Consider the following 23,913-nt stretch of genomic DNA (forward strand, 5'->3'; position numbering starts at 1 on the left):
CGGGTGCACGAAGCTCGCCGACAGCGTTACGTCGAGACCTGAATGATCGGGATGGGGAACTGTGAGGCACGCAGCGGATCAAGAAGATCGTCTGTAATCCCGGCTGTGAAATCGTCCATCTCAAGAACCCTGAAAAGCGCTTCGCGGCCGAACTTAGAACTGTCTGCGACGAAGAATGCTTCCTTCGCGATGGAGCGCATAAGTCGCTTCAGCTCAACCTCGTAGCTGCTCGTGTTGTACAGCCCGTCGTGGTTGACCGTGTCGGCGCCGAAGATTGCCACGTCGACCCTCAAATTGGAGAGTTGGAGAACAGACGCCGGCCCCCACATTGTGTAAATGTCGGGCAGCAATTCTCCTCCGATGAACACGAGGTGCGCGGATCGCTTTTGAGCGATCTCCATTGCGATACGAAGATCGTTGGTCACAACGGTAAGGCGGCGTTTCGTTAAGTGACGGGCAACTTCGAGCGTGGTCGTGCCGCCGTCAAGTAGGACCGTTTGGCCGTCGAGGATTCTCTCGGCCATCGCCTTACCGATCGCAGACTTCTCTGCGAGGTGCAACTCCTCCTTGAACTGGTGCGGAGTCTCGGACTGTTTGACGGGGATAGCGCCGCCGTGAGTGCGCTGGACCAGGTCCATCGCTTCGAGTCGTTCGAGGTCACGGCGAACGGTAGATGCGGTTACCGAAAAGCGCTCGGCGAGGGAGTTGACAGATTGAAAGCCTTCATCTTTCAGGATCTCAACGATTTCTGCTTGGCGTGACACATTTCACCTCCTTGGGAAAGTCCTCTTCGGAGAGTAACCGATTGTTACTCTTCTCTGCGCGAAAACGCGCAAAAACCACAGCTCTTTCCCACGCTGGTCTCCCCAAAACGCGCCGGAGGACCGCGCAGGGGCGTCGAGCGTCCCCATACGATCATGTTCATCGCTGCATTTTGCACATAAGTGCGCAACCTCTGCGCGTTATCGCTTGACAGTGTTGCATATACGCGATAATTTCATCGCAGAGCGCGCACCCCTCGGTGCGTTGCTGGAGCAACGTGGCCCAGACCCGGACCGTTCACAAAGGAGTAAACGAATGAATCGCAAGCACGCCTTTCGGGGCACTGCACTACTTATGGGAGCATCGCTCGCCCTCGTCGGCTGCTCGTCAGTAGGCGATGTCGGAAAGGCATCGAGCGGAGAGCAGTCCGCTGAGGACATGGTGATGGTCACCGTGGTCAAGGCCCAGACCATTCCGTGGTTTCAGCGGATGGCTGTAGGCGTCGAGGCATTCGCCGAGAGGACCGGTGTCGACGCTCGGCAGGAGGGTGCTGACGACGTTAGCCCCGAAAAGCAGGTCCAGATCATTCAAGACCTCATCGCGCAACAGCCCACCGCGATCACCGTTGTGCCGAACTCCCCTGAAGCGCTCGGTGCCGTGCTGAAACAGGCTCGCGACCAAGGAATCATCGTCGTCTCCCACGAGGCATCGGGCATCGAGAACGTCGACATCGACATCGAGGCTTTCGACAACGCGTCTTACGGGTCGGAAATCATGGACAACCTGGGCGAGTGCATGGGTGGAACCGGGGAGTACGTCCAGTTCGTTGGAGGGCTGACTGCCAAGACCCACATGGAATGGGTCGATGCGGCTTACAAGAATCAGACCGAAAACTTTCCAGACATGACTCGCGTTGAGACTCCGATCGAGAGCACCGACGACCAGGGAACGGCTTACGAACGCGCCAAAGAAGTCCTGGCGAAGTACCCGAACATTGCCGGGTTCCAGGGCTCTGCAGGTAACGATGTTCCTGGGATCGCCCGCGCGGTTCAGGAGGCTGGACTCGAGGACGAGGTGTGCGTGATGGGGACCTCCATCCCGTCAGTTGCGAACCAGTACCTCGCAGACGGTTCTATCGACAAGATCTTCTTCTGGGACCCGGCTCTCGCGGGCGAAGCGCAGCTCGCCATCGCGCAGATCCTCGCAGAGGGCGGGACCATCGAGGAAGGCACGGACCTGGGAGTAGAGGGTTACGAGTCGCTCAAGAAGCTCGAAGGGTTCGACAACGTCTTCGTCGGAGAAGCCTCTGTGGCAGCTGATGCCGAGACGGCCGCGAAGTACGACTTCTAGCCAATCGACCGCGACTTCTCGCAACCGAGTTCAGCAGCGGGGCGCACGCCAAACGGATGTGCGCTCCGCTGCTCGAGTCGAAAGGTAAATCGATGTCCTCGGACACTGTTTCACTGGTTCCATCCCCTGTCGTTTCAGCGAACGGGATTTTCAAAAGCTTCGGCGGTGTCCCCGCTCTGGTCGACGTTTCCATCGACCTGATTCCCGGTGAAGTGCACTGCCTCGCCGGTGAAAACGGCTGCGGCAAGTCCACCCTCATCAAGATCATCTCCGGTGTTGAGCGACCCGACTCAGGCGAAATCCTCATCGACGGTGTCTCACACAGTCACATCAACGCCAATGCCGCCATCAAGAGCGGCATCCAGGTGATCTATCAGGATTTCTCGCTCTTTCCCAACCTCACCGTCGCTGAGAACATCGTTCTGACGGCAGAGGTCGCGCGTCGGCGACGTCTCTACTCGCCGGCCTCCGTCCGACCGAAAGCCGAAGAGATTTTGCGCGACCTGGGGCTTGATCTCGACCTCGATCGCGAGGTGAGCGAACTCTCCGTCGCCGATAAGCAGCTCACTGCGATCTGCCGAGCTCTCGTCAATGACGCGCGCGCCATCATCATGGATGAGCCGACGACCGCTCTCACGCACAGCGAAGTCAGCCGCCTCTTCGCCCTTGTAGAACGTCTTCGTGCCCGAGGTGTGGCACTGATGTTCGTCTCACACAAGCTCGAAGAGGTGCTCGCCATCTCACAACGGTTGACGATCATGCGATCAGGCCGGCAGATCGTAACTGGCCCGACGACCGACTTCGACGAGCGTTCGATCTCGCACTACATGACTGGGCGCGAAGTCGACGAATCGCGAGTCGTGAGCGAACTTGATGCCACTGCGCCCCTCGCTCTGGAATTGGTCGATCTTTCACTCGCAGGGGCCTATCGGAACATTTCATTCGGCTTACGGCGTGGCGAGATTCTCGGCGTGACGGGTTTGTTGGGGTCCGGCCGCACTGAGATCGCTGAGTCGCTCTTCGGTGTGACGCCCGCCGACGAAGGCCAGATCAAGGTCAACGGTGCGCCCGTCAGGATTCGATCGATTCAGGATGCTGTGTCCGCGGGTATCGGGTACGTTCCGGAAGACCGCCTGTCGCAGGGGCTGTTCCTCGAGAAATCCATCGCCGACAACATCGTCGCCTCCTCACTGCGATCGCATCGCACGCGCTGGGGGACGCTCAGCCGGGACGCCATCGCGTCCACGATCAAGCACTATTTCCACGGGCTGAAGATCAACGCACGAAACGCTCAGGCACCCGTTCGGACCCTCTCCGGAGGCAACGCGCAACGTGTTGTCCTGGCGAAATGGCTGGCAACGTCGCCGACCGTGCTCTTGCTCAATGGCCCAACCGTCGGCGTGGACGTCGGATCCAAGCAAGAAATCCTGGAGCTGCTCCGGGTGGAAGCGGCGAAGGGGATGTCGGTGATCGTCATCTCCGATGACGCGCCCGAACTGGTTTCCTCATGCCATCGTGTGCTCGTCATCAAGCAGGGACGTTTGACACACATCCTCGAAGGAGACGAAATCACGGTGGATACGATTCAAGAGAGGATGTCGGCCTGATGGATGTGATCCGCAGACTGCGAGGCTCCAACAACGAAGGCGTGCTCGCGCTCGTCCTGGTGGGGTTTATCGTGGCGATGTCGATCGCCAATCCCACGTTCTTCACCCTGAACACCGGGTTCTCCATCCTGCGAAGCTCGATCGTTCCGGTGATCTTCGCTCTGGGTGTACTGATCGTCGTGGTCACGGGCGGAATCGACGTCTCGTTCGCCGCCATCGCGATCTTCGCCGGCTATGCGACCGTGTCGTTCTGCCTCAATATGGGCTTCGACCCGGGGATTCTAGGGATCTTCGCCATTGCGGTCGGGGTGGGTTCGCTCCTCGGTCTCATCAACGGAATCGTTATCGCCCGGTTTAACCTGCCCACGCTTATTGTGACTCTGGGAACGCAAGGTGTGTTCTTCGGAGCGATGTACACCTACGTCGGAGCACAGTATTACGCCGAACTGCCAGGGTCGATGGCTGCTCTCGCCACGAGCAACCTCCTAGATGTCACCACGAGCGCGGGGCGTGCCTACCTGCACGTGCTGGTAGTGCCTGTGCTGTTGTTGTGCGTGCTCGTCGCCTGGGTTCTGAAGCGGACGATGTTCGGCCGCTCGCTCTACGCGATCGGCGGTGATATCGAGGCCGCAAGGCGCGCCGGGTTCCTCGTCAAACGCACGCAGGTGTGGGTCTATGTCATGGTCGGCGCTCTCGCCGCCGTCGCAGGGATCGTGCACATCGTCCTCAGCCGCAGCGCGAACCCGCGCGACCTCGTCGGCGGTGAACTGGACATCATCGCCGCTGTTGTCCTCGGCGGCGCGTCAATCTTCGGTGGACGCGGGTCCGTGATCGGCACGGTGCTCGGCGTGCTCCTTGTTCAGGTGATCAAGAACAGCCTCCTGCTGGTCGGCGTGCCGAGCGCATGGCTACGCACCGCCGTAGGGATTCTGCTCGTTCTCGGTGTCGGCATTCAGGCGGTCGCTGCTCGACGGGATTCGCGGCAAAAACGTGTCATCGACGAGGTCGACGCCGAGCAGAAGCATGAAGAGAAGGTGGAATCATGAGCCCGGACACAAAGGTGCGCAATGGCGCATCGGGGGCGAGCGCCCTTCTTCCCCGCGTCAATGACCAGCTCGAAAGTTGGACGCAGCGTCTGGTCCGCGGCTCCGGGGCACACCGAGGCGCCGGACGCATGGTCGTTGCGTTGCTGATCGCCTTCGCTCTCTTCACCGCCCTGAACCCGCGGGTCTTCCTCAGCCCGATCAACCTGCAGAACATCGCCGTCGCCGCCCCCGAGATCGGCATCATCTCGATCGCGATGATGCTCGTCATGCTGACCGGCGGAATCGACCTGTCGCTGGTTGCGATCGCCAACTTCTCGGCAATCACCATCTCCATGCTGCACAACACAATCGCTGCGAGCGACCCCGCACTGGCGAACAGTCTCGGGATTGTCATTGTGCTCGCTGGAATCGTCGTCGGCATGCTGGGCGGAGCGGTGAACGGATTTCTGGTCAGCGTCGTAGGAATCACACCGATCCTGGCGACTCTCGCCACAATGCAGATCTATAACGGGATGGCGATCGTGTGGACGGGAGGAACGACCCTCTACGGCGCCCCGCAGCTGCTGGCTACGATCGGCCAGACAGCGGTCGCGAACGCTCCGCTGCTGTTTATCATCTTCCTGGCTGTTGCCGTCCTGATCGCGATCCTCGTGAACCGCACGGCCCTCGGCCGCATGATCCAGCTCGAAGGAGCGAATCCCGTCGCCGCGCGGTACTCGGCGATCCCGAGACGTGCCGTGCTCATGAAGACCTACACCTATGGAGGAATGCTGGCGGGTCTCGCCGGGGTGCTGTTCCTTGCCCGCAACCCGACGGCATCCGCTGATTACGGCGCTTCGTATGTTCTTCTGGTGATCGTGATCGCGGTACTCGGCGGCACCAATCCGACCGGTGGTTTCGCGTCGGTTACCGGTGTGGTGCTTGCGACCCTGACGCTGCAGGTGGTCTCCAGCGGCTTCACCGCGATCCGGCTCTCCTCATACGAATACGCGATCGCCCAGGGTGTGATCCTGATCGCTGTGATGATCCTGGATGCCGTGTCGTCGACACGAGCGAGACGGCAGAAGAAAGTCGCCTCGGCGCCCCGCTCCGATGTCCCGACTCCCGAGACCGCCCTCCCCCGAGCCTGAAATCGAAAAGGACGACAAACATGAAAAAGATAATCAACGAACCAGCCGCATTCGTCGACGAATTCGTCGAGGGGATACTGCTCGCGCACCCCGACCTGCTCAAGGCGCCCACCGCTGATCGGCGAATCCTGGTGCGGGCGGATGCCCCGGTGGCGGGCAAAGTGGGCATCGTGACCGGTGGCGGGTCTGGGCACCTTCCGTTGTTCAAGGGATACGTCGGCCGCGGACTCTGCGACGGTGTGGCCATCGGGAATGTGTTCTCCTCGCCGTCCTCTGCGCAGGTTCTCGAAGCGACCAAGGCGGTCAGCGGGGGAGCCGGCGTGCTCTACCTCTACGGCAACTATGGCGGCGACGTGTTCAACTTCGACCTCGCGACAGACATGGCGGAGCTCGAGGGTATCCGTACCGTCACTGTGCTCGGGCGCGACGACGTCGCAAGCCAGCCGAAGGAACGGGCGGCGGACCGGCGCGGCGTCGCGGGCATCCTGTTCGCCTACAAGGCTGCCGGAGCTGCCGCGGAGCGCGGTGATTCGCTTGACCAGGTCGCCGCGGTCGCTGAAGACATCATCGACAACACCGCAACGATGGGAATCGGCCTCTCGCCGACGATCCTGCCGACCACCGCTAAGCCGAGCTTCGAACTCGGTGACGGTGAGATGGAAGTGGGCATCGGCATCCACGGTGAGCCGGGATTTCACCGCGGCGAGCTCGAGACCGCGGATCAGATCGCAGAGAGCCTCACCGAGCGGCTCGTCGCCGACCTCGGAATCTCCTCGGGCGATCGCGTCGCTGTGCTCGTGAACGGCATGGGGGCCACGCCGCTCGAAGAGCTCTACCTTCTCTTCAGACGTGTGCACCAGTTGCTCACCGAGAAGGGAATCTCGATCGACAAAAACTATGTCGGTGAGTATGCCACGAGCCTCGAGATGGCCGGAGCATCCATTTCTCTGCTGGCGCTGAACGATGAGCGGCTCGCTCTTCTCAACACACCGGCCGAGTCCCCGTTCTTCAAGGAAGCGTGAAAACAGTCATGAATGGAAACGAACTGAGCATCGCGGTGCGCAATTGCCTCGCGGAATTCACTACCTACTCCGAAGAACTCGGAGACCTCGACCAGGCTCTGGGCGACGGGGACCTTGGGATCACAGTCTCGTTGGGCGCTGCCGCTGCCACGGAGGCGTTGGACGTGCTTTCGGATGGCGCAACCCCGACGGAGGTCGTTCTGGCCTGCGCGAAGGCGTTCGCTAACGCAAACCCGTCCACCATGGCCGCGCTGGTTGCTGGCGCGCTTCTCGCCGGATCGCGTGTCTGGGGCGATTCGCCCACCGTGGAAGGCGACCAGATCGGACGATTCGCCCGGGCAGCTGCCGAGTCCATCAGCCAGCGTGGCAAATCGCAGGTGGGCGACAAGACGATTCTCGACGCCATGTTCCCGGCGGCGGAGGCTCTGCTGGCACCGGCCGCCGGAGCGAACGCACTCGATGCTGCCATCGACGCAGCCGAGCGCGGCGTCGTCGTGTCGAAGGAACTGCAGTCCCGCCGCGGCCGGGCATCGTGGCTGCAGGAGCGCAGCATCGGACTCCAGGACCCGGGAGCGACCGCTTTCCTGAGGTTCCTGCAGTCGTGGAAGTCGGCGAACGCGTCCGCCACAGCATCCTGAATCGGAGACAGACAATGACGAAGATCGCATACCTCGGGCTCGGCACGATGGGCCTTGGCATGGTAAAGAACCTGATCGGTGCCGGCCACCAAGTAACGGTGTGGAACCGGTCGGAGACGCCGCTGGGGGCGGCGGTTGAATCCGGGGCAACGTCAGCGCCGACCGTCTCGGCTGCGGTCGCGGGCGCCGACGTGGTCATGTACTGCCTCAGCGATGACGCCGCGGTGAATGCCGTCGTGCTCGGCGACGACGGGCTCGCGTCGGTTGTCGATGACACCTCGATCGTGATCGACCTGTCGACCATCAGCCCCGAGGCGAGCGCCGCAGAGCGTGAGGCATTCGAAGCGAGAGGAGTTCGCTTTCTCGACGCTCCCGTCTTCGGCTCGCGCGGCGAAGCCAACAACGGCGGCTTGTGGATCGTGGTCGGCGGAGACGCCGAGACATTCGAAGAGGCGCGCGGTGTGCTCGAGCCCGTCAGCGAGACGGTGCACCTCATGGGTCCCGGTGGTTCTGGCGTTCGGATGAAGCTGGTTGGAAACCTCGTGGTCGCTTCGCAACTGTTGGCGCTGGGTGAGTCACTCACACTTGCGGCCAAGGCGGGCCTCGACCTTCACAAGGTGTTGGGCGTGCTGAAGGTCACTGATTTCCGTTCGCCCATTTTCGATGGTGTCGGACCCGCCGTGCTCGCCGATGACTACTCGCCCTCGTTCGCGCTCAAGCTGATGCAGAAAGACAGCCGCCTCATCCAGGCTTTTGCGTCAGATCTCGACATGTCGGTGCCCAGTGTTTCTGCCGCGGCTCAGTACGTCGATGCCGCCATGGACGCGGGGTGGGCCGAGCAGAACGCGTCGGCAATGATCAAGGCGGTTGCTGCCGAAGCGGGAGTGTCGCTCGTTCGCGCTTAGCCGCGATTTCGGTCTGCTCGCGCCCTGAATTCCGGGCGCGAGCGGACCTGACTCTCAATCCATGGTCCGATTGTCGGCTTCCGTCCCGGTCGACTGAGAACTGGGTTGCCGCCGTGGTTGCCGGGACTTGTTCACAGATGCCACTCGACGCGCCTGTGACAGAAGAGAGTCAGGCGGACCGAACCAGCCCGCCTTCGGCAGCAGCGACTGAACCGGACTGCCCAGCTCGACCGACAGCCACGCGGCGATATCGATGAGCTCGCCGGCCGCGATCGAGCCGGTATCCATGCGGGACCGCTCCAGCGCGTATAGCAGGTCTTCGGTCCCGATGCTTCCGGTGGCGGCGGGCGCGAACGGGCAATTTCGCGGCAATCCGCCAGACATCGGTTCTCGAAAAGATTTTGGACGGGAAGGGACGATGCGTTGAGGCGATCGATGGCGAGATTGACGACGCGTCGCGGATCCCGGGCTTTGAGGAACTCGCGTCACTCCGGGAGCGAGGAGTGCTCGGTGAGCCGATCGGCATCTTCGACGAATTTGAAATCCGGCGGGTCCAAGAGATCCGAGAGGACGAAGTGGGTGGCGACGCGGGGGACCCGTTGGACAGCTTGGGTGAAGCGGAGACACTCTTCGTGATCCGCGAGCGCGACGAATTCACCGGCAGCCTTTGGCTCACGGACGACTGGGCTGCTTACGACTTCGGAAAGCGCTCCGGTGCCACGACTCTCACCACAGTGGATGTGGTTGCCGTTGGTATCGTGCAAGGTATCGTGACGCTAGATGATGGGTCCATGAATCTCGGGCTCATGGGAACCAAGAGGCGCACACTGCTTTTCGCGCCTACGTCGGTGGCATCATTGCAGCGAAAGGTAGACCATTGGGCGGATCGCGAGCTCGACCTCGCCCGATGAGAGGTCTGTTCCGATCCGTTCAGGGCCGCACAATAGGCCGCCATTTCGGCAAGGGTTATAGTTCATTCGAGGGCTACGCGAGCATCTCCCGCACCATAGGAACCACTTGCGTGCCGTACAGCTCGATGCTCGTCATCAGTTGCTCGTGCGGCATCGTCCCGTTCGCGTACTTGAGGTCAAAGCGGTCCAGCCCGAGCGTCTGAGCTGTCGCAGCGATTCGCCGCGCGACCGTCTCCGGAGAACCGGCGTACAGCGACCCGTGCTCGATCTCGCTGAGGTACTCCGCTTCGGTCACCGGCGGCCAGCCGCGCTCGGCGCCGATGCGGTCGCGGTTCTTCTTGAAATGCGGCCAGAGCTGCTCGCGGGCGAGCTCGTCGGTGGCGGCGATGTGCCCCGGGGAGTGCGCGCCGAGCGGCATCCGCGGCAGGCCAAGCTGGTCGGACGCCCGCCCGTAAAGCTCCACGTACGGCAGGAAGCGGCCCGGGTCGCCGCCGATGATCGCGAGCATCATCGGGATACCGGTGCGCACCGACCGCACGACGGACTCCGGTGACCCGCCGACGCCGATCCACGCAGTGAGCCGGCCGGACTCGGTCTTGGGGAAGACATCCTGGTCGACGAGCGGGGCGCGGTAACTGCCGGACCAAGTGACCGGCTTCTCCTTGAGCAGCTGCACGAAGAGGTCGAGCTTCTCATTGAAGAGGGTCTCGTAGTCGGCGAGGTCGAAGCCGAATAGCGGGAACGACTCGGTGAACGAGCCGCGGCCGAGAATGACTTCCGCGCGACCGTTGCTGGCGGCATCCAGGGTGGAGAAGCGCTCGAAGACGCGAATCGGGTCGTCGCTGGAGAGTACGGTGACGGCGGTGCCGAGGTGGATGCGTTCGGTCTGGCCGGCGATCGCGGCGAGCACCATGTCGGGGGCGGAGATGGCGAAGTCGTCGCGGTGGTGTTCGCCGATGCCGATGAAGTCGATGCCGACCTGGTCGGCGAGCACACCCTGGGCGATGACGTTGCGGATCACCTGGGCGTCGCTCTGGCGCTCGCCGGTGCTGTCGACGGTGACGTCGCCGAAGGTGTCGAGTCCGAGTTCGAGGTGCTTTGCCATGGTCCGCCCGTTCTATCTAGGTCGATGCATACGCATCAATTTGCCCAACCGACGATACGCGAATCCTATTCCTCGGCTAACCGAGGAGGTGTCTACTCGTCTGCCGGTATAAAGGCGCGGAGGTACTCGCGGAGGGCGGGGTCGCAGACGTAAACGAACGTGCCGCGGATGCCGCGGGTCAAGAGGACCGCGTAGACGTTCCGAATGAATCGCAGCAGGTCCTCGTCCGTGTACTTCTTCTGGAGAACCTTGTTGTTCTCCTTACCCTTCTTGTCGAAGTACGACGCGCGGTCGACGAATAGTCGCCCGGTCTTCGCGTCATAGCGAAGGTCAGGCCCAATGATGACGCCAGCGTAATTGAGGTCATACCCTTGCACGGTGTGGATTGACCCCACTTCTTCGAGGGACGTCCGCGACGCGACCCAGTCCGTCTGGGTGCTGTTCCAACGGAACTGATGACCATCAATCTCAATGTCGTAGGCAGTCTTGTCATTCTTGGATTTCCAAGGCCATGCGAAGCCGGCCAGCATACGAGAAAGTCCCGCTTCTTCTTCCTTCCGACGCACTTCGGCCCGCATATCGGCAACGCTGTCGAACATCCGGAAGTCGTATCCTTCGAACTGTTCTTTCGCGGGAATATGGGGATCGTCCCAAGGGCCCGGGGAACCGAGGACGCGCCGAATGTATGCCACGTAGTCCGACCCTGCCTGAACCCGCATCTGCGTAGCCAGCGGGTAGTGACGATGTCGATCCTTCGCGCTATTGACGAGTGCCCCGAGCAGTTCAGGCGGAACGTCGGCAGGGCGCACGCTCTGTTCGGCGTCGAGCAGATAGATCTGGTGCTTGCTCTTTGCGCGGATCCAGTCGAGCTGGGTCTTGGCCACGTCATCGAAGCCGAAGAGCTTCTTCGTGATGTCGGCGAAGTTCTTGTTTTGCACGCCGGACGGTTGGTTTGCGCGCTGGTTGAGACGGTGCGCTTCGTCGACGATCAAAAGGTCGAAGTCTTCATCAGCGTTCCCGACATCAAACGCCGTCAACACCATCGACGGTTTTAGGCCCGGAGTCTTCCGGAACACCTTTCTGATCGACTCGCGCAGAGACTGTTGCGGCACGACCAGACCTATCCGGAGATCGGTCAAGAGCGCACGATTCTGGGGGATGAACAGCTCTGAGAACATCGTGTCGCTGTCGAAATCCTCTACCGCGACGGTGTTCGCAATGTCGACTAGCAGCTTCAGCATGTAAATCGCGACAACCGTCTTGCCGGTCCCTGGCTCGCCCTGAATCACGATCGTGCTGTTGGTGTCCGACTCAAGGTCCTCGAAGAGCCCCTCGAGAATGTCCTCAACTGCAATCGCTTGGTCCTGGGTCAGCGCCTTGAACGGAGAGAGTTTGAAGAGATCGCTGTTCTCAATCTCCGGGATGCTCCGGGTGAAGACTCCATCGGCCTGCAGCTTGTCGAAGACCTCACGAAACGATTCCCGGTACAAGTCGCGGTCGTAGTAGTCGCCATCCGTGATGCCGTCGTTTCGGTTCAGCACACGATATGCCCCATCGCCGGCGAGGAGCCGGATGAGGAACGACTCGAGGTCCAGACAGGCTGACTTGTTGAACCGTTCGTCGACAATGACGCGGATGCGTTTCAGGTGCCGTTTGTCTGGAGAGTCGAGGTGCTGTCGCATCCGAACTGCTGCGTTTCGAGACTCTCCCACATAGACGTCGCGAAGGCTCCCGCCAGTCGAGCTTGTCTTCTCGGCCAGGGCATCGTCGAGGACATATACAACGGGCCAGTTGGTGTTTCGTGGGTGGCTCGGAGCCCACCGGGTGACTGCCTCAGGAGTGAAATCGAGGCGCGAGATCTCAGAGGGCGTCATATTTCGTGCTTCGGCCGCGTGCTTTTTCTATTGGGTATTTTTCGCGGGTCTTAGCCAGCTTGTCCTTGACGATCTGGCTTGGGTCGGCACCGATGCGGTCGGCGAGAAGCATGCAGTAGGTCAGCACGTCGGCGAGCTCCTCCCGTACGCGGGCAGGGTCGGCGTCGGCATCCCACTGGAAGCACTCGAGCAACTCGCCTGCCTCGATGGCGATGCTCTTCGCGAGGTTCTCGGGGCTATGAAACTGAGCCCACTCGCGCTCGGCCATGAACGCTGCGATCTCGTCGCGGACTGACTTTTCGACCATTCCGTCAACTTAGCAGCGACGGTGACTTGCCCTAGTGCGCCGACTGGGATCCTGATCCTTGCATTTGAATCGCTACGATCAATTCCTTAGAGACGTCAGCCGACACGGATGCAATGGAAGAAGGCCTGATGAGCGGCACGAAGAAGTCAAGGCGTCGAGCGCGACGAGATTCGAATGAGGCCACGAAGTTCGGGCGACACGTTCCATGGGTGCCAGCCGAACTCCCGGATGTTGCACGGCCCTTTTGGCCGCCGAAATCTGAGTGGCCTACCGACGGCGAGGTAGATGATTTCGTACGCGCAACCCGCAAACGGGCCGAAGCTCGCCTTCACGTTATGACCGGGCTGCGACGATATGCAGAGCCCGGGCCGGCTCACATGCTGATCGGCATCGGGTCTGTAGTAATCGCAATTGCAGCGTTCGGTGTCAGCGCCGCTACGGCAGTCCCGGCCCTTCAAATAGGGATTCTTCTGGCGGCTGTCCCGTACGTGGCGTTGGTCACGTACGGGATTGGCTTCGCTCTTAACGTCGACAAGCAACGGAAAATGGCATTGGTCTGGCTCCTCGCGATCGAGTCGCGACTCCATTAGCACTTGAGTCTGACGAGACGCAGAATTGGTGCGGTCGCTTCTGGGAGGCTTCGGCTTGTCGCCGGCGCCATGACACTTCAGCGGTAGGGCCCTCGGTTACTCACCCCAGTGAAACGGCGAGTCGGCGGGCTAGGGATGTGCCTCGCATTGGGTGGGAAAAACTATGCCCATGAATGGAAGCATCTGAAAGGGGGAATGCAGATGCCACGGGCGCCATTCGAAGGCGAATCCACCTGGTGACGATACCTCCAGAAGATCGAGCGGCAACGGCCGTCTGTCGAGCAACGACCTGGAGTGACATGGATTTCGCAGAACTACTCACCGCAATGGCCACGAAGGTCCGCAACCAGCGGGATGCAATCCAAACCGAGGAAGCGACGAAGAACGCATTTGTCATGCCCTTCATCTCCTCAATCCTTGGGTACGACGTATTCAACCCCTTGGAGGTCGTGCCGGAGTTCACGGCCGATGTTGGTATCAAACGCGGCGAGAAGATCGACTACGCAATCATGCGTGACGGCGAAGTGCAAATGCTCATCGAATGCAAGAAATCGACAGAGCCGCTGAAGATTGAGCACGCCTCACAACTGTTCCGGTACTTCGCAGTTACCAATGCTCGTATTGCGGTGCTCACCAATGGGGAGACGTACCAGTTCTACACAGACCTCGACGCTCCGAACCGGATGGACGAAAAGCCGTTCCTGGTGCTGGATCTTCTCGACATCGATGAGACTCTGATCCCCGAGCTGATTAAGCTCACCAAGGACGTGTTCGACCTCGATTCGATCATCTCTGCCGCTGGAGAGCTGAAGTACATCGGGCAGATCAAACGCACGATTGCCGCTCAGTTTAAGGATCCTGAGGACGACTGGATCCGTTTCTTTACGACCCGCGTCTACGACGGAGCGTTCACTCAGAAAGTGCGGGAGCAGTTCACGACATTGGTCACGAAAGCAACGAAGCAGTTCCTCAATGATCAGGTCAACGACCGGCTGAAGACGGCTCTTGGTGCTTCGAGCTTCCCAATCGCAGAGAGTACTGCTGCTGCAGAGGCCGTCACCAGCCGACCGGTCGCCGAAGATGATCTGGATAGGGACACTGAGCTGGAAACCACTCTTGAGGAGCTCGAGGGGTATCAGATCGTCAAGGCGATCGCATGCAGCGAAGTCCGTCCGCACCGCGTCGTTCACCGCGATGCCAAGTCCTACTTCGCTGTCCTCCTGGACGACAACAACCGAAAACCGATCGCCCGCCTGCACTTCAACGGCAAAAGGCAGAAGTACCTCGGCCTTTTCGACGCAGACAAGAACGAGACCCGCTACGCGATCGAGTCGCTCGATGAGATCTACCACCACGCGTCCGCGATTAGAGAGATGGTCAAGGCGTACGAGAACTAGACCATGCCGGTCAACACGCCCGCGACTCTGTCGCTTCAACTCCAAGTTCCGCAAAAACGTATTCGTGACATTCTTCGAGGTTTGTATGGAACCCTCCCGCAGGGCTTAAGTCGCTGGGAGTTGGACCAAGAAATGACGGATGCCGTCAGGGCGGCCGTCGGTCCCGGCAGCGCCAGCGATTCGCTCTTATGGACGCTTGAGATTGGCGACCAAGTTCGGCGACGGGAGGTTCATGACGCCTATGGTGGTCAGCAGCAAGGAGGCATATCCACCCCTCGACGAATCCCCGACATCTTGGTCTTCACGGATCCCGTCAAAGGAGCCCGCTATGGATACGAGAAGTTCGAGGGGCTACGCGAAGATGGGTCCTATTCCTACACAGGGGAGGGGCAACGCGGCGATCAGGTTTTCGTGCGGGGCAACGTTGCGCTGCGCGACGCGGCGAAAAATGGGCAAATCATTAGAGTCTTCACGACGCGAGGCCCGGTGGCTACATACGTCGGCTCCTTTTCCACAGGAGAGCCGACATATCGGGTCGAAACCATTCCCGACGTCGACGGGAAATGGCGAAGAGGCATCATCTTCAATCTCATTCCCATCGACGCTGATGCGACGCTCCTCCCCCTCTACGGTGGAGGCAAGGTATCGGGGCCAAACATTGCGGACTGGACCCCGCCGGACTTCTCAGACGTTGTCATCGAATTTGACGCACCTCTCCCCGCTGGAGAACGAGTAGTTTCGCGACTCGAATTTGAGTTGCAGGCTGGCTTCGGTGGTTGGCTAAAGAGCGAAGGTCTCATACCGAGTCGGCTGACTTTGCCCAGTGGAGCGTTCGCGATCGAACCTGACCTTTACGTCGAATCGAATGGGTGGATTGTCGAGGCGAAGAAATCTACAGCCCGCACATACGTTCGGACGGCCATCGGGCAAGTGCTCGACTATGCGCATGTCGCGAAGGGTGCGGGCATAGCCGCTGTCCCAATGGTGCTTCTGCCGGGCAAGCCGGCAGACGATCTCATAGGTCTGATGAATGAGCTGGGAATTACGGTTGCGGTTCGATCCGAGAGCGGATTTGAACTACTCGTTCCTTGAGATGGCGGTGCTCGCGAGTATTGCGACGGCGTGCACATCTGCCGGCGCCCAGTCAAGTGCGTCCAATTGAGATGGGCGAACCCAACGGAGCTCATCATGATCGCTGCTCCTGGTTGGTCGGTCGCTGATGAGGTGAGCGCGAAAACACATAAGACGAATGATCTGCCCGGCACTTGGAGTGTCATCGGTAGTCAGATGCTCGAGAACTTGGATTTCGACGTCAAGCTCCTCCTTCACCTCTCTGATTAGTGCTTGTTCAGGAGACTCACCATGTTCGATCTTGCCTCCCGGGAATTCCCACTTTCCGCCCTGGGCGCGACCAGGCTCGCGCCGGCAGACGAGGATCCGGCTCTCGTGCTGGATAACGGCTGCGACGACGTTCAGTGGCTGCGCTGGTGATGACATCGATACATGCTTGCATGCTCAGTCATGTGAGCACACGGCATTTCCGGCTTGAATCCGTCTGTTCGTCTGATGACCTGGAATAGTCCGTTTTGTGCTCACCGCGTGAGCGAGGGTTCGTATCCATGAACGGTGCCTCATGCGAGTAGGGGCGCGAGCTGCCGCGCACCTTCGTCGAGCTGGGGCAGCAGGTCGCCCGGGGTATCGATCCGCGTAGATGGAGCCGAGAGACAGAGGGCGCCTACGAGGCGACCGTCAGCAGCGCGTATCGGCAGCGCGAGGCAACCGTAGCCAGGGGTAAGCTCGCCTGTCTGTGACGCGTAGCCCGCGGACGACGCACCGCCGGCGTGCTCAGCCAGCAACAGTCGGCCCATCGCCGACGCGGACAGGTCGCGCGAGACTCTCGTCTCGTCGCTCAGCGGGAAGTCCGGGTCGGCATCGACGATGAGCACCCGATCGCCCTCGTAGCGCACGAGGTGGATGCCGCCTCGGATTCGGGAGCGTAGCCCGGCGATCACCTCCCGCACTGCTTGCGGAGGCGGAGAGGGGGCGACCAGGTGCGCGAGTTCCACGACCTTGCGGCCGAGCGCGAAACCGGTGAGGTCCGGCATCCGTACCAGGTATTCGTCCTGGACGAGGAGGTTGATCAGGCGGTAGGTGGTTGCTCGGGGGAGGCCGAGGCTTAGGGAGATCTCCTGCGCCGTGACGCCGGCGCCCAGGCGGGCTACCTCTTCCAGAACCGTTAGGGCTACGCGGTCGACGAGGTCGAGGTCGGGCGGGTTCCGGTTGGGCCTGGCAACGAACACGGCAACGCCTTCACGAAGAAGACGGCCCGAATCTCAACCGAGGCCGTCTCGGGGCGCACCGCGGATGCATCCGTCGCCCGCTCGTGGAACGTGATCAACACGGAGAAGACCAACCGGATGGGCCGGCCGACCGGGTACACGTTGTACCCGCAGGACGCCCCGACCCTGCTGGCGGATGCCTCGTCATCGATCGCTTCTCGTGCCGAGTTCGCGACGAAACACCTGTTCGTGACAAAGTACGACCCGGCGGAAAAGTACGCGGCCGGAGACTTCGTGCACCAGAACCCGGGTGGCGACGGCATCTCGAAGTACATCGCCGATGACGCCTCGGTCGACGGGGAGGACATCGTGCTGTGGCACACGTTCGGTCCGACCCACTTCCCACGCCCCGAGGACTGGCCGGTCATGCCCGTGGACTACGCCAAGTTCACGCTCAAGCCGTACGGCTTCTTCGGCAAGAACCCGGCGCTGAACGTGCCGGCTGCTGTGGCGCACTGCTCGTCGGGGATCGCGTCACCGGATGGTGCTGCGTCTGACGAGCTCGGATTGACGGATGCGGATGGGGTGGCGTCGGCTGACCTCGGGTTGTCTGCGTCGGGTGTTTCTGCGTCGGGTGGGTGCGGCCCGAATTGCACCTGCGGACACTAGCTCCCCACCATGACCGAGTTGCTCCATGTCTCGGCCCTGCTGCCGGCTGCCTTCGGTGCGTGTTGCACCGTGGGTGGCCGGCGGCGCGGTCGTGTGCGTTTCGGCTTCGAGGCGCTCGCCGCTGTGGTGATGCTCGTCGCGATGGCGGATGTCGCGTTGGGCCTCAGCCTCGTCGCCCCGATCCTCTGGGTGGTCGGGTTGGTGGCGCTCGCGGTGGTGGGGGCGGCGCCGCTGGACCCGCTGGCTGGAGCGAAGCGAAGTCAAGGGACCCACCGCACCCTCCACACCAGCCTCGGGCTCATCGTCATGGCCGGGCTCGTCGCGCTCATGTCGGCCGGCCACGTGGCATCCGTGTCGGGGCATCACGGTGGGGGCGGGATGCTGCCAGCCCTCGTGCTCGGCGGTGCGGCCATCTACGTCGGCTACTCCGCCTGGCGTGCGGTCACCCTGTACCGAATGCCACGCCGCGACTTGCTCGGATGCCTCGAGGCGGCGAGCATGGCGGCATCCGTTGCGTTGATGGCGGGGTCGCTCGCCGTCTGAGCAGCCCTCGGTGTCATCAGCGTTCGAGCAGCTCGGTGGCGTAGCTGTTGAGGCTCTTGCCGCGTCGCAGAGCTTCGGCCGCCAGCTTGCGATGCGTGGCCGCGCTCACTCGAAGGTTGACCCGCCCGGAGTACGTGCGGTCGGCGAGGGGCTCTGGGATCGTCTCGCCTGATTCGCTCAAGTCGTCGATGACCGAGGTCACAACTGTTTCAAGTCCGCGTAAAGCATTGATTTGGGTGGAAGCGAGCCAGGAGAGCGATGGGAACTCTGCAACAGTCGCGACGAACTCTCCGTCTTCGGCGCTCCACTCGACGGAGTAACGATAGTGCTCGACAGCTGGCCGTTCGATCGTGTCGCTCATTTAGAGTTCCTCCCTCTTCTTGTCGATCGCTTTCAGTAGTTGTTCGACCTGGTATTTCTTCGCTTTGCCGCCGTCGCCCTTCTGCAGATTGATCCGAGGGTCGCCCTGCCATGGCATCTTGTAGATGGCCACATGGCTGCCCGAGCCTTTCCGTGGCTCACCGAAGTGAGCTGCGGCGAGAGCACAAGCTTCTGCGAATGTCAGCGATTGAGGTGACTCTCTCGCCTGCTGTTCGAGCTTCTCGGCGGATGCCATATACAATGGTGCCACATTTGGCACCACTCGACAATGGGTGCGACGCGCGAGCATGGCGGCATCCGTCACGTTGATGGCGGGGCGCTCCACTCGAGACCGAGCTAAGCGGCCGCGTGCGTCCCCCCGCGAGCTGAGTGCAGCCCCTGAAGCGACTCGATGTGCGCAAAGTGTCCGGTGTTCGGTGAGACCTGCTGTGAGGCGTGCGGGATCACCGATCGAAACCAGGCATCATCAGCCGAACTCACGAACACATCGTGGTCCCCGCGCACGAAGATGACGGGGCACCGGATGCTCGCCCACTGGGTTTCGTTGTAGCGGGCGGCCGCGGCGGCCCCACGAGCGAACGACGTCGGGCGGATCTCTGCCGCGAGAGAATCGATCACTGAGCTGTCGAGGCTGCGCCGGTGGGCAAACAGCGGATCGCTGAGCAACCCAAGCAGGCGCACGCGGTGCAAGGCGCGAACGAGTGCGGTGCCTCCGGCGCCCAGCGCGCTCAGCAAGCGCATTGCACCGAGCATCCCGGCCAGCGCGGGCAGGACGCCGAAGTTCCGAATCGGATGCCGCAGCACCGACAGTGCGCCGGGTCCCGTTGCCGAGATCGCGGTGACGCTCGCGGTGTGCTCTGGATGTCTGGCAGCGATCGTGAGCCCGACGTGTCCGCCCAGCGAGTGCCCGAAGATGTCCCACCGGGCGTAGCCGAGCGTTCTGGTGACGTGAGCCACGGCATCCGCGAGGTCCTCCACGGTTGCGTCAGCCGAGATGCTGCCGCTCTCTCCCCATCCGGGCAGGTCGAGGGCGACGACATTCCGCAGTGGAGTGCCGGCCTTGTGGGAGGCACGGATGAGGGGAAGCCAGGTGGTCCACGAGCCGGCGGCACCGTGGAGAAGCAGGGTGGCCGTCTCGGAGAGTGCCGCACCGTACGGGTCGACGTGCGCCACGACATCGCCCAGCGCTGTGGGAACAACGACGCGCCTGATCCCGGCCGTCGCGCGGTCGGACTGGCTATCGGCGGTGTACCGGGTGCTGGAAGCGGGCGGGGTGTTCACGTCAGTGGTTCGGAGCCACGCCTCAGGCCGCTTGGGTGCCTGCGGTTCGGGAACTTAGGCAAGAGAGTAGCCAACGGTACTGCTCTTCCTATTGCGCTAGCGACACGTCGGGCTGCACCCCGGCTTCCCCGACGTCAGCGGCGCCGAGAGCGTTGACCGAGATCAGGGTCACCCCCAGATCGCGCACCCGCCCCAGCAGCCCATGGAGGGCAGCCTGGTCGACGACCGGCCCGGTGAGGGTCGTCGTCCCATCGCCCTCACCGGTCAGCGTGAAACCGTCGAACCACCCGCTCCAGCTTTGGTCCAGCTGCCCTCCGACGCGGATCTCGTACCGGCCGGCCCTGGCCGGACCATCCGCTGGTGCTGTGCTCATGGGGTCCGCCGGTCCGGGAGTCGGCTGCCGACTCAGACTGCAGCCGTCGGGTCGAGTCGCGGCTCGCTCGCGGCGGCCAGCGGCAGCGACGCTGGCTTCCGCACATCCGCCCACAGCGAGTAGCCGAGCCAGATCAAAGCGAGACCCATCGGGACGGCGGCCATACGCTCGAGGGCGTGCGGCAGCAGCGCACCAGCCACAGGCGTGACCGCAGCGGCAACGATCATCAGGATGCCGGCACCACGCGACAGCATCCGCGCCCGGATGACCGCCACACCGAACAGCACCGCACCGCCGACGTAGAGCGCCGCTCCGACAAGCGGCAGCGCCTTGAGCACGCCGAGGTCCGTCACGGCCGGGTAGCGACCGAACAGTCCGACGAAGTCCACCGCGAACTGCGGGGCATCCGCCACGAGCAGCGGCGCGATGAACGCCTCAGCGAAGTTGAACGCCGACTGCAGCAGAAAGAACAAGCCGAACATCAGGTACCCGACGAGCCCGAGAACCCCGAACTGTCGAATTTGACGAAGGTAGATACCGGTGATGCCGATCAACGCGAAAACGGCCATGGCGAAACTGAGGATGTGGACCGTCACCCACAACTGGGTGCCGAGGGATTCGACCACGTCAGCCGGATGGATGAACTGGATGACGATGTAGATCAGCCCGTACAGCGCGGCGGCCACGGCGGCGGCGCGAGTGAGGGTGGAACTGGTGATGCTCATGATGGCTCCGATGCTCGAAGTGCCCCAGGCGGTCGCCTGGGAACACCTCGAAATCTACGAATCCACGTGGTGACCCGGCATCACCACATCACCGGGTTGCGTGGTGATTGTGGGCCGGTTCAGATCAACCCGAGCGCCTCGGCCCGCCGCACCGCCGCCGGGCGGCTCGTCACATCCAGCTTCTGGAAGATGTGCTTCGTGTGGGTGCGCATCGTGTTGAGCGAGACGAAGAGTTCGTTCGCGATCTCCGGGCCGGTCATCTCGGTCGAGAGCAGTCGCAGCACGTGCAGTTCCCGCTCGCTCAATGCTTCGCTGAGGGGTGCACTCGGAGTCTCAGCGCCCTCGGTCTGCCGGAGCGCCTGGCTCAGCATGCGGACGTATTCGGGTCGGATGCCTGCTCCCGCGGCGGCGCGCAGCGGCCGCAGCACGGCCTGGCCCTCGGCGACGAACACCCGAACGTAGCCCTCCGGTTCCGCGTGGACGAGCGCCTGTTCCAGCGGGTCGAGCGCTGCAGCCGTGTCACCCTGTGCCTCGAGCAGGAGCGCCTGCAGGACCAAGATTTCGATGACACTGCCGCGGCGTCCGCCTGCCTCTGCCGCCTCACGGAGGCGCGCCAACAATCCGCTTGCCTCGCGGCCGGCATCCGGGGTCGGGTCCGCCCGGAATTGCGCGAGAAGCAGCCGCGCCAGCGTGACGTGGCCGAACTCGCTCGGGTAGCTCAGCTCGTCGGCGGGGGAGAGGCTCTGGTCGTTCACCCACTCGAGTGCCTCCGGCAGACGCGCCTGCACGATCCGAATCCGGGCCTTCATGGCTCCGATGGGGCGCGCCTCGGGAAAGAAGCCGCGCCGGTAGTGCTGCTCCGCCTGTGTGAGCAGGTCGTACGCGTCGTCGAGGTGGTTCTCGGCCTCAGCGACTTTCGCCTGAGCGACGAACTGCCGGTAGTGATGCTCGTGCGAGAAAACACCGTCGCCGAGCTGCTCGCCGCCCGCGAGGTGCTTCTTCGCCTCCGCGATCTGATTGCGCTCCAGCAGGATCTCGCTCAGCGTGGCGTGGAGGTCCGCGGTCGCCGCCCCGCTGCCGCTCGCAGCCGCTTCGGCCAGGGCCGCCTCGCAAGTGCTCTGCGCTTCGCGCAGGCGACCCAGCGGCAGCAGCATGTCGACGAGCACCATGGCGATGTTGATGGCATCCGTCACGTTCCCGGCTTGCCGCAGGCTCGCGCTGCTGGCGCCGAAGGCCTCGATCCCCGCCTCGATGTCTCCCATCGCCCACGACGCGAGGCCGAGCATGCCGGCGGCGGCGCCCCGACCGAGGTGATCGTCCGGCGCTGCGGCATCCATCGCCCGCTGGGCGTTCTCGCGCATCCCGGCCAGATCCCCCCGGGCCTGGGCCACGGCGGCACGGTAGAGGGCGATCGTCACCGGGAGGTTCTGCAGTTCCTCGCCCGGTTCCGACTCGTGGGCCCGCTGTCCGCTCGCGGACGTGGCAGCCAGCGTCCGCTCTGCAGCCGCCAACCGAGTTTCGACGGCGTCGATGTCACCGGCGACGAGCGACGCCCACGCCGAGAAGACGCCGAGCACCGGCCGGTGCCCGATGACGTCTGCGGGCAACTGGGTGAGCCAGGTGAGAAGAGTGGCATCCTGCCTGCTCTTGCGGATGCCCGGGATGGTCGCCTCGATCAGCCGCGCTGCGAGGGGGAAGTCGGAGGCCGCAAACGCGTACCGCACGGCATCCTCGGCGGAGCCGTGCTGTTCGTACCATTCGCTGGCGAGGCGGTTGAGGTCGAGTACGCGTTTCGGATCCTGCGCAAGCAGCCGTGCGCGCAACACGTCGGCGAAGAGGTGGTGGTAGCGAAACCACTCGCGGTCGTCGTCGAGCGGCACGACGAAGAGATTCTCCCGTTCGAGCGTCGCGAGCATCCGGTCGCTTCCCGCTTGCCCGGTCACGGCGTCGCACAACGGCCCGCTGAGGCGGTCGAGAACGGATGTCTGGAGAAGGAACTCCCGCACACCGGGCCGCGTCGCCTCGAGAACCTCTTCGACCAGGTAGTCGATGACGAAACGGTGGCTGCCCGCGAACGCTGTGAGAAAACCCGGTACGTCCGAGCTGTCCCGCATCGACAGGGCGGCGAGCTGGAGCCCAGCGACCCAGCCTTCGGTGCGGGCCTCGAGCGTGAGGACGTCGTCGGGTGACAGCGATAACCCTGTCACGCGGGTGACGAAGGTCGCGGCCTCCTCGGCGGTGAAGCGCAGGTCGGCCGCCCGCAGTTCGGTCAACTCGCCTCGCGCTCGCAACCGGGCTATCGGGAGGGGTGGATCGGATCGGGTCGCGATGACCAGGTGCAGTTGGGGCGGGAGGTGGTCGAGCAAGAAGGCGATCGCGTCGCGCACCGCCGGGCTTTCGATCGTCTGGACGTCGTCGAGCACCAGAACGACCTGTTGCTCGGTGCGCACCAGATCGTTGATCAGCGCTGTCAGCGCCGCCTCGGCGGATGCTAGTGGCGCGGCATCCGGATCGGCAGCTGGGTCCCGGAGCGCCGCCGCGAGGTAGCCGAGGAACCGGACCGGGTCGTTGTCGCTCGTGTCGAGAGACAACCACGCCACGCGAAGGGACGGCCTGAGCTCGGCGAGGGCCTCAACCCATTCGCTGAGCAGGGTCGTCTTGCCGAATCCCGCGGGGGCTGAAAGGAGGCTCAGTTTGCGACCGGAGCGCAGTCCCTCGTCCAGCTGCTGGACGAGGCGGGGGCGGCGGACCGCTTGGGCGCGCAGCGGAGGCACGAAGAGTTTCGTTGCCAGGATGGGCATCGCCATGCGCTCAGTCTAGGGACGCCGAACTGGCCTGATGTTCACCGGTCACCGCTGCAGCGCTCGACTGAAACTGTAGCGCCCGCTGTAGGCGACCGGTCAGGCCAACAGCGGCGCCAGCTGCCGCGCGCCTTCGTCCAGTTGAGGGAGCAGGTCGCCCGGCTGGCGATCTGCGTCGCGGGGGCCGAGAGACAGAGGGCGCCCACGAGGCGACCGT

The 23,913-nt window shown here is 62.8% G+C and carries 25 protein-coding genes; 12 read left to right on the forward strand and 13 right to left on the reverse strand.

All coding sequences use genetic code 11. From position 1 onward, the window contains the following. Positions 1–26: 26 nt before the first annotated feature. Entirely contained in the window at positions 27–764 is a 738-nt protein-coding gene (locus tag BM197_RS10850; protein ID WP_090711399.1) for a DeoR/GlpR family DNA-binding transcription regulator, read from the reverse strand. Between the two features lie 313 nt (positions 765–1,077). On the opposite strand from BM197_RS10850, the gene BM197_RS10855 reads away from it, so the two are divergent. The 7 genes from BM197_RS10855 (at position 1,078) to BM197_RS10885 (ending at position 8,460) form a co-directional block, all read left to right on the forward strand. Continuing rightward, on the forward strand, positions 1,078–2,112 hold the full coding sequence (locus tag BM197_RS10855) for an autoinducer 2 ABC transporter substrate-binding protein (RefSeq protein ID WP_090711401.1): 1,035 nt from the start codon (positions 1,078–1,080) through the stop codon (positions 2,110–2,112). A gap of 92 nt (positions 2,113–2,204) precedes the next feature. Next, a complete protein-coding gene (locus BM197_RS10860; RefSeq protein ID WP_090711403.1) occupies positions 2,205–3,719 on the forward strand; it encodes a sugar ABC transporter ATP-binding protein in 1,515 nt (504 codons plus the stop codon). Further along, positions 3,719–4,765, forward strand: a complete 1,047-nt coding sequence (locus BM197_RS10865; protein WP_090711405.1) for an ABC transporter permease — start codon at positions 3,719–3,721, stop codon at positions 4,763–4,765. The genes BM197_RS10860 and BM197_RS10865 overlap by 1 nt, the downstream gene beginning before the upstream one ends. Next, a complete protein-coding gene (locus BM197_RS10870) occupies positions 4,762–5,895 on the forward strand; it encodes an ABC transporter permease (protein WP_245762498.1) in 1,134 nt (377 codons plus the stop codon). Before BM197_RS10865 ends, BM197_RS10870 begins: the two co-directional genes overlap by 4 nt. Before the next feature lie 20 nt (positions 5,896–5,915). After that, positions 5,916–6,917 (forward strand): dihydroxyacetone kinase subunit DhaK, encoded by a 1,002-nt coding sequence (locus tag BM197_RS10875; RefSeq protein WP_090711407.1) that lies wholly within the window; start codon positions 5,916–5,918, stop codon positions 6,915–6,917. Positions 6,918–6,925: 8 nt separating this feature from the next. Then, a complete protein-coding gene (locus tag BM197_RS10880) occupies positions 6,926–7,555 on the forward strand; it encodes a DAK2 domain-containing protein (RefSeq protein WP_090711409.1) in 630 nt (209 codons plus the stop codon). A gap of 14 nt (positions 7,556–7,569) precedes the next feature. Next, positions 7,570–8,460, forward strand: coding sequence for an NAD(P)-dependent oxidoreductase (locus tag BM197_RS10885; RefSeq protein ID WP_090711411.1), 891 nt, complete (start codon positions 7,570–7,572; stop codon positions 8,458–8,460). Positions 8,461–8,514: 54 nt separating this feature from the next. Here the strand turns inward: BM197_RS10885 and BM197_RS10890 are convergent, their stop codons facing one another. Then, positions 8,515–8,844, reverse strand: coding sequence for a hypothetical protein (locus BM197_RS10890; RefSeq protein WP_143095057.1), 330 nt, complete (start codon positions 8,842–8,844; stop codon positions 8,515–8,517). 119 nt (positions 8,845–8,963) lie between these two features. Here BM197_RS10890 and BM197_RS10895 point away from each other — a divergent pair, with 119 nt between their 5' ends. Beyond that, positions 8,964–9,371 (forward strand): hypothetical protein, encoded by a 408-nt coding sequence (locus BM197_RS10895; protein WP_143095058.1) that lies wholly within the window; start codon positions 8,964–8,966, stop codon positions 9,369–9,371. Positions 9,372–9,444: 73 nt separating this feature from the next. Here BM197_RS10895 and BM197_RS10900 read toward each other — a convergent pair whose 3' ends face one another. From BM197_RS10900 to BM197_RS10910, 3 genes are all read right to left on the reverse strand, one after another. Further along, complete coding sequence (locus BM197_RS10900; protein WP_090711417.1) at positions 9,445–10,476, reverse strand: LLM class flavin-dependent oxidoreductase; 1,032 nt, start codon at positions 10,474–10,476, stop codon at positions 9,445–9,447. 92 nt (positions 10,477–10,568) lie between these two features. Continuing rightward, complete coding sequence (locus tag BM197_RS10905; RefSeq protein WP_342714577.1) at positions 10,569–11,966, reverse strand: DNA/RNA helicase domain-containing protein; 1,398 nt, start codon at positions 11,964–11,966, stop codon at positions 10,569–10,571. A gap of 370 nt (positions 11,967–12,336) precedes the next feature. Then, positions 12,337–12,657: a nucleotide pyrophosphohydrolase gene (locus tag BM197_RS10910; RefSeq protein WP_090711421.1), complete on the reverse strand. Its 321-nt coding sequence runs from the start codon at positions 12,655–12,657 to the stop codon at positions 12,337–12,339. Between the two features lie 889 nt (positions 12,658–13,546). On the opposite strand from BM197_RS10910, the gene BM197_RS10920 reads away from it, so the two are divergent. Further along, on the forward strand, positions 13,547–14,644 hold the full coding sequence (locus tag BM197_RS10920) for a type I restriction endonuclease (protein WP_090711425.1): 1,098 nt from the start codon (positions 13,547–13,549) through the stop codon (positions 14,642–14,644). Positions 14,645–14,647: 3 nt separating this feature from the next. Beyond that, positions 14,648–15,736: an SRA domain-containing endonuclease gene (locus BM197_RS10925; RefSeq protein WP_090711427.1), complete on the forward strand. Its 1,089-nt coding sequence runs from the start codon at positions 14,648–14,650 to the stop codon at positions 15,734–15,736. Here BM197_RS10925 and BM197_RS10930 read toward each other — a convergent pair. Together BM197_RS10930 and BM197_RS10935 are read right to left on the reverse strand one after the other, a co-directional pair. Continuing rightward, positions 15,722–16,141 carry a (deoxy)nucleoside triphosphate pyrophosphohydrolase gene (locus tag BM197_RS10930; RefSeq protein WP_090711429.1) on the reverse strand — a complete coding sequence of 140 codons (420 nt, stop codon included), beginning with the start codon at positions 16,139–16,141 and terminating at the stop codon, positions 15,722–15,724. The genes BM197_RS10925 and BM197_RS10930 overlap by 15 nt on opposite strands. A gap of 134 nt (positions 16,142–16,275) precedes the next feature. Further along, positions 16,276–16,944 carry an IclR family transcriptional regulator gene (locus BM197_RS10935; RefSeq protein ID WP_090711431.1) on the reverse strand — a complete coding sequence of 223 codons (669 nt, stop codon included), beginning with the start codon at positions 16,942–16,944 and terminating at the stop codon, positions 16,276–16,278. A 30-nt stretch (positions 16,945–16,974) separates the two neighbouring features. Between BM197_RS10935 and BM197_RS10940 the strand changes: the two genes are divergently transcribed. Both BM197_RS10940 and BM197_RS10945 read left to right on the forward strand, forming a co-directional pair. Then, on the forward strand, positions 16,975–17,592 hold the full coding sequence (locus tag BM197_RS10940; protein WP_245762514.1) for a copper amine oxidase: 618 nt from the start codon (positions 16,975–16,977) through the stop codon (positions 17,590–17,592). Positions 17,593–17,601: 9 nt separating this feature from the next. Continuing rightward, positions 17,602–18,135 carry a hypothetical protein gene (locus BM197_RS10945; RefSeq protein WP_090711433.1) on the forward strand — a complete coding sequence of 178 codons (534 nt, stop codon included), beginning with the start codon at positions 17,602–17,604 and terminating at the stop codon, positions 18,133–18,135. Positions 18,136–18,151: 16 nt separating this feature from the next. On the opposite strand, the gene BM197_RS10950 is transcribed toward BM197_RS10945, so the two are convergent. The 6 genes from BM197_RS10950 to BM197_RS10975 all read right to left on the reverse strand — a co-directional run bounded on the left by BM197_RS10950 (position 18,152) and on the right by BM197_RS10975 (position 23,702). Continuing rightward, positions 18,152–18,496, reverse strand: a complete 345-nt coding sequence (locus BM197_RS10950; protein WP_090711435.1) for a type II toxin-antitoxin system HicB family antitoxin — start codon at positions 18,494–18,496, stop codon at positions 18,152–18,154. Continuing rightward, the gene (locus BM197_RS10955; RefSeq protein WP_245762499.1) at positions 18,497–18,766 is read right to left on the reverse strand and encodes a toxin HicA; all 270 of its coding nucleotides are present in this window, start codon (positions 18,764–18,766) and stop codon (positions 18,497–18,499) included. It lies immediately after the preceding gene. Between the two features lie 86 nt (positions 18,767–18,852). Beyond that, positions 18,853–19,797, reverse strand: coding sequence for an alpha/beta fold hydrolase (locus BM197_RS10960; protein WP_090711439.1), 945 nt, complete (start codon positions 19,795–19,797; stop codon positions 18,853–18,855). An 88-nt stretch (positions 19,798–19,885) separates the two neighbouring features. Continuing rightward, entirely contained in the window at positions 19,886–20,170 is a 285-nt protein-coding gene (locus BM197_RS10965) for a hypothetical protein (RefSeq protein ID WP_090711441.1), read from the reverse strand. 32 nt (positions 20,171–20,202) lie between these two features. Continuing rightward, entirely contained in the window at positions 20,203–20,895 is a 693-nt protein-coding gene (locus BM197_RS10970) for a hypothetical protein (protein ID WP_090711444.1), read from the reverse strand. Positions 20,896–21,014: 119 nt separating this feature from the next. Next, positions 21,015–23,702 (reverse strand): winged helix-turn-helix domain-containing protein, encoded by a 2,688-nt coding sequence (locus tag BM197_RS10975; RefSeq protein WP_090711446.1) that lies wholly within the window; start codon positions 23,700–23,702, stop codon positions 21,015–21,017. Positions 23,703–23,913: the final 211 nt, after the last annotated feature.

This window comes from Mycetocola miduiensis, from assembly GCF_900115155.1.
GTDB lineage: Bacteria > Actinomycetota > Actinomycetes > Actinomycetales > Microbacteriaceae > Mycetocola_A > Mycetocola_A miduiensis.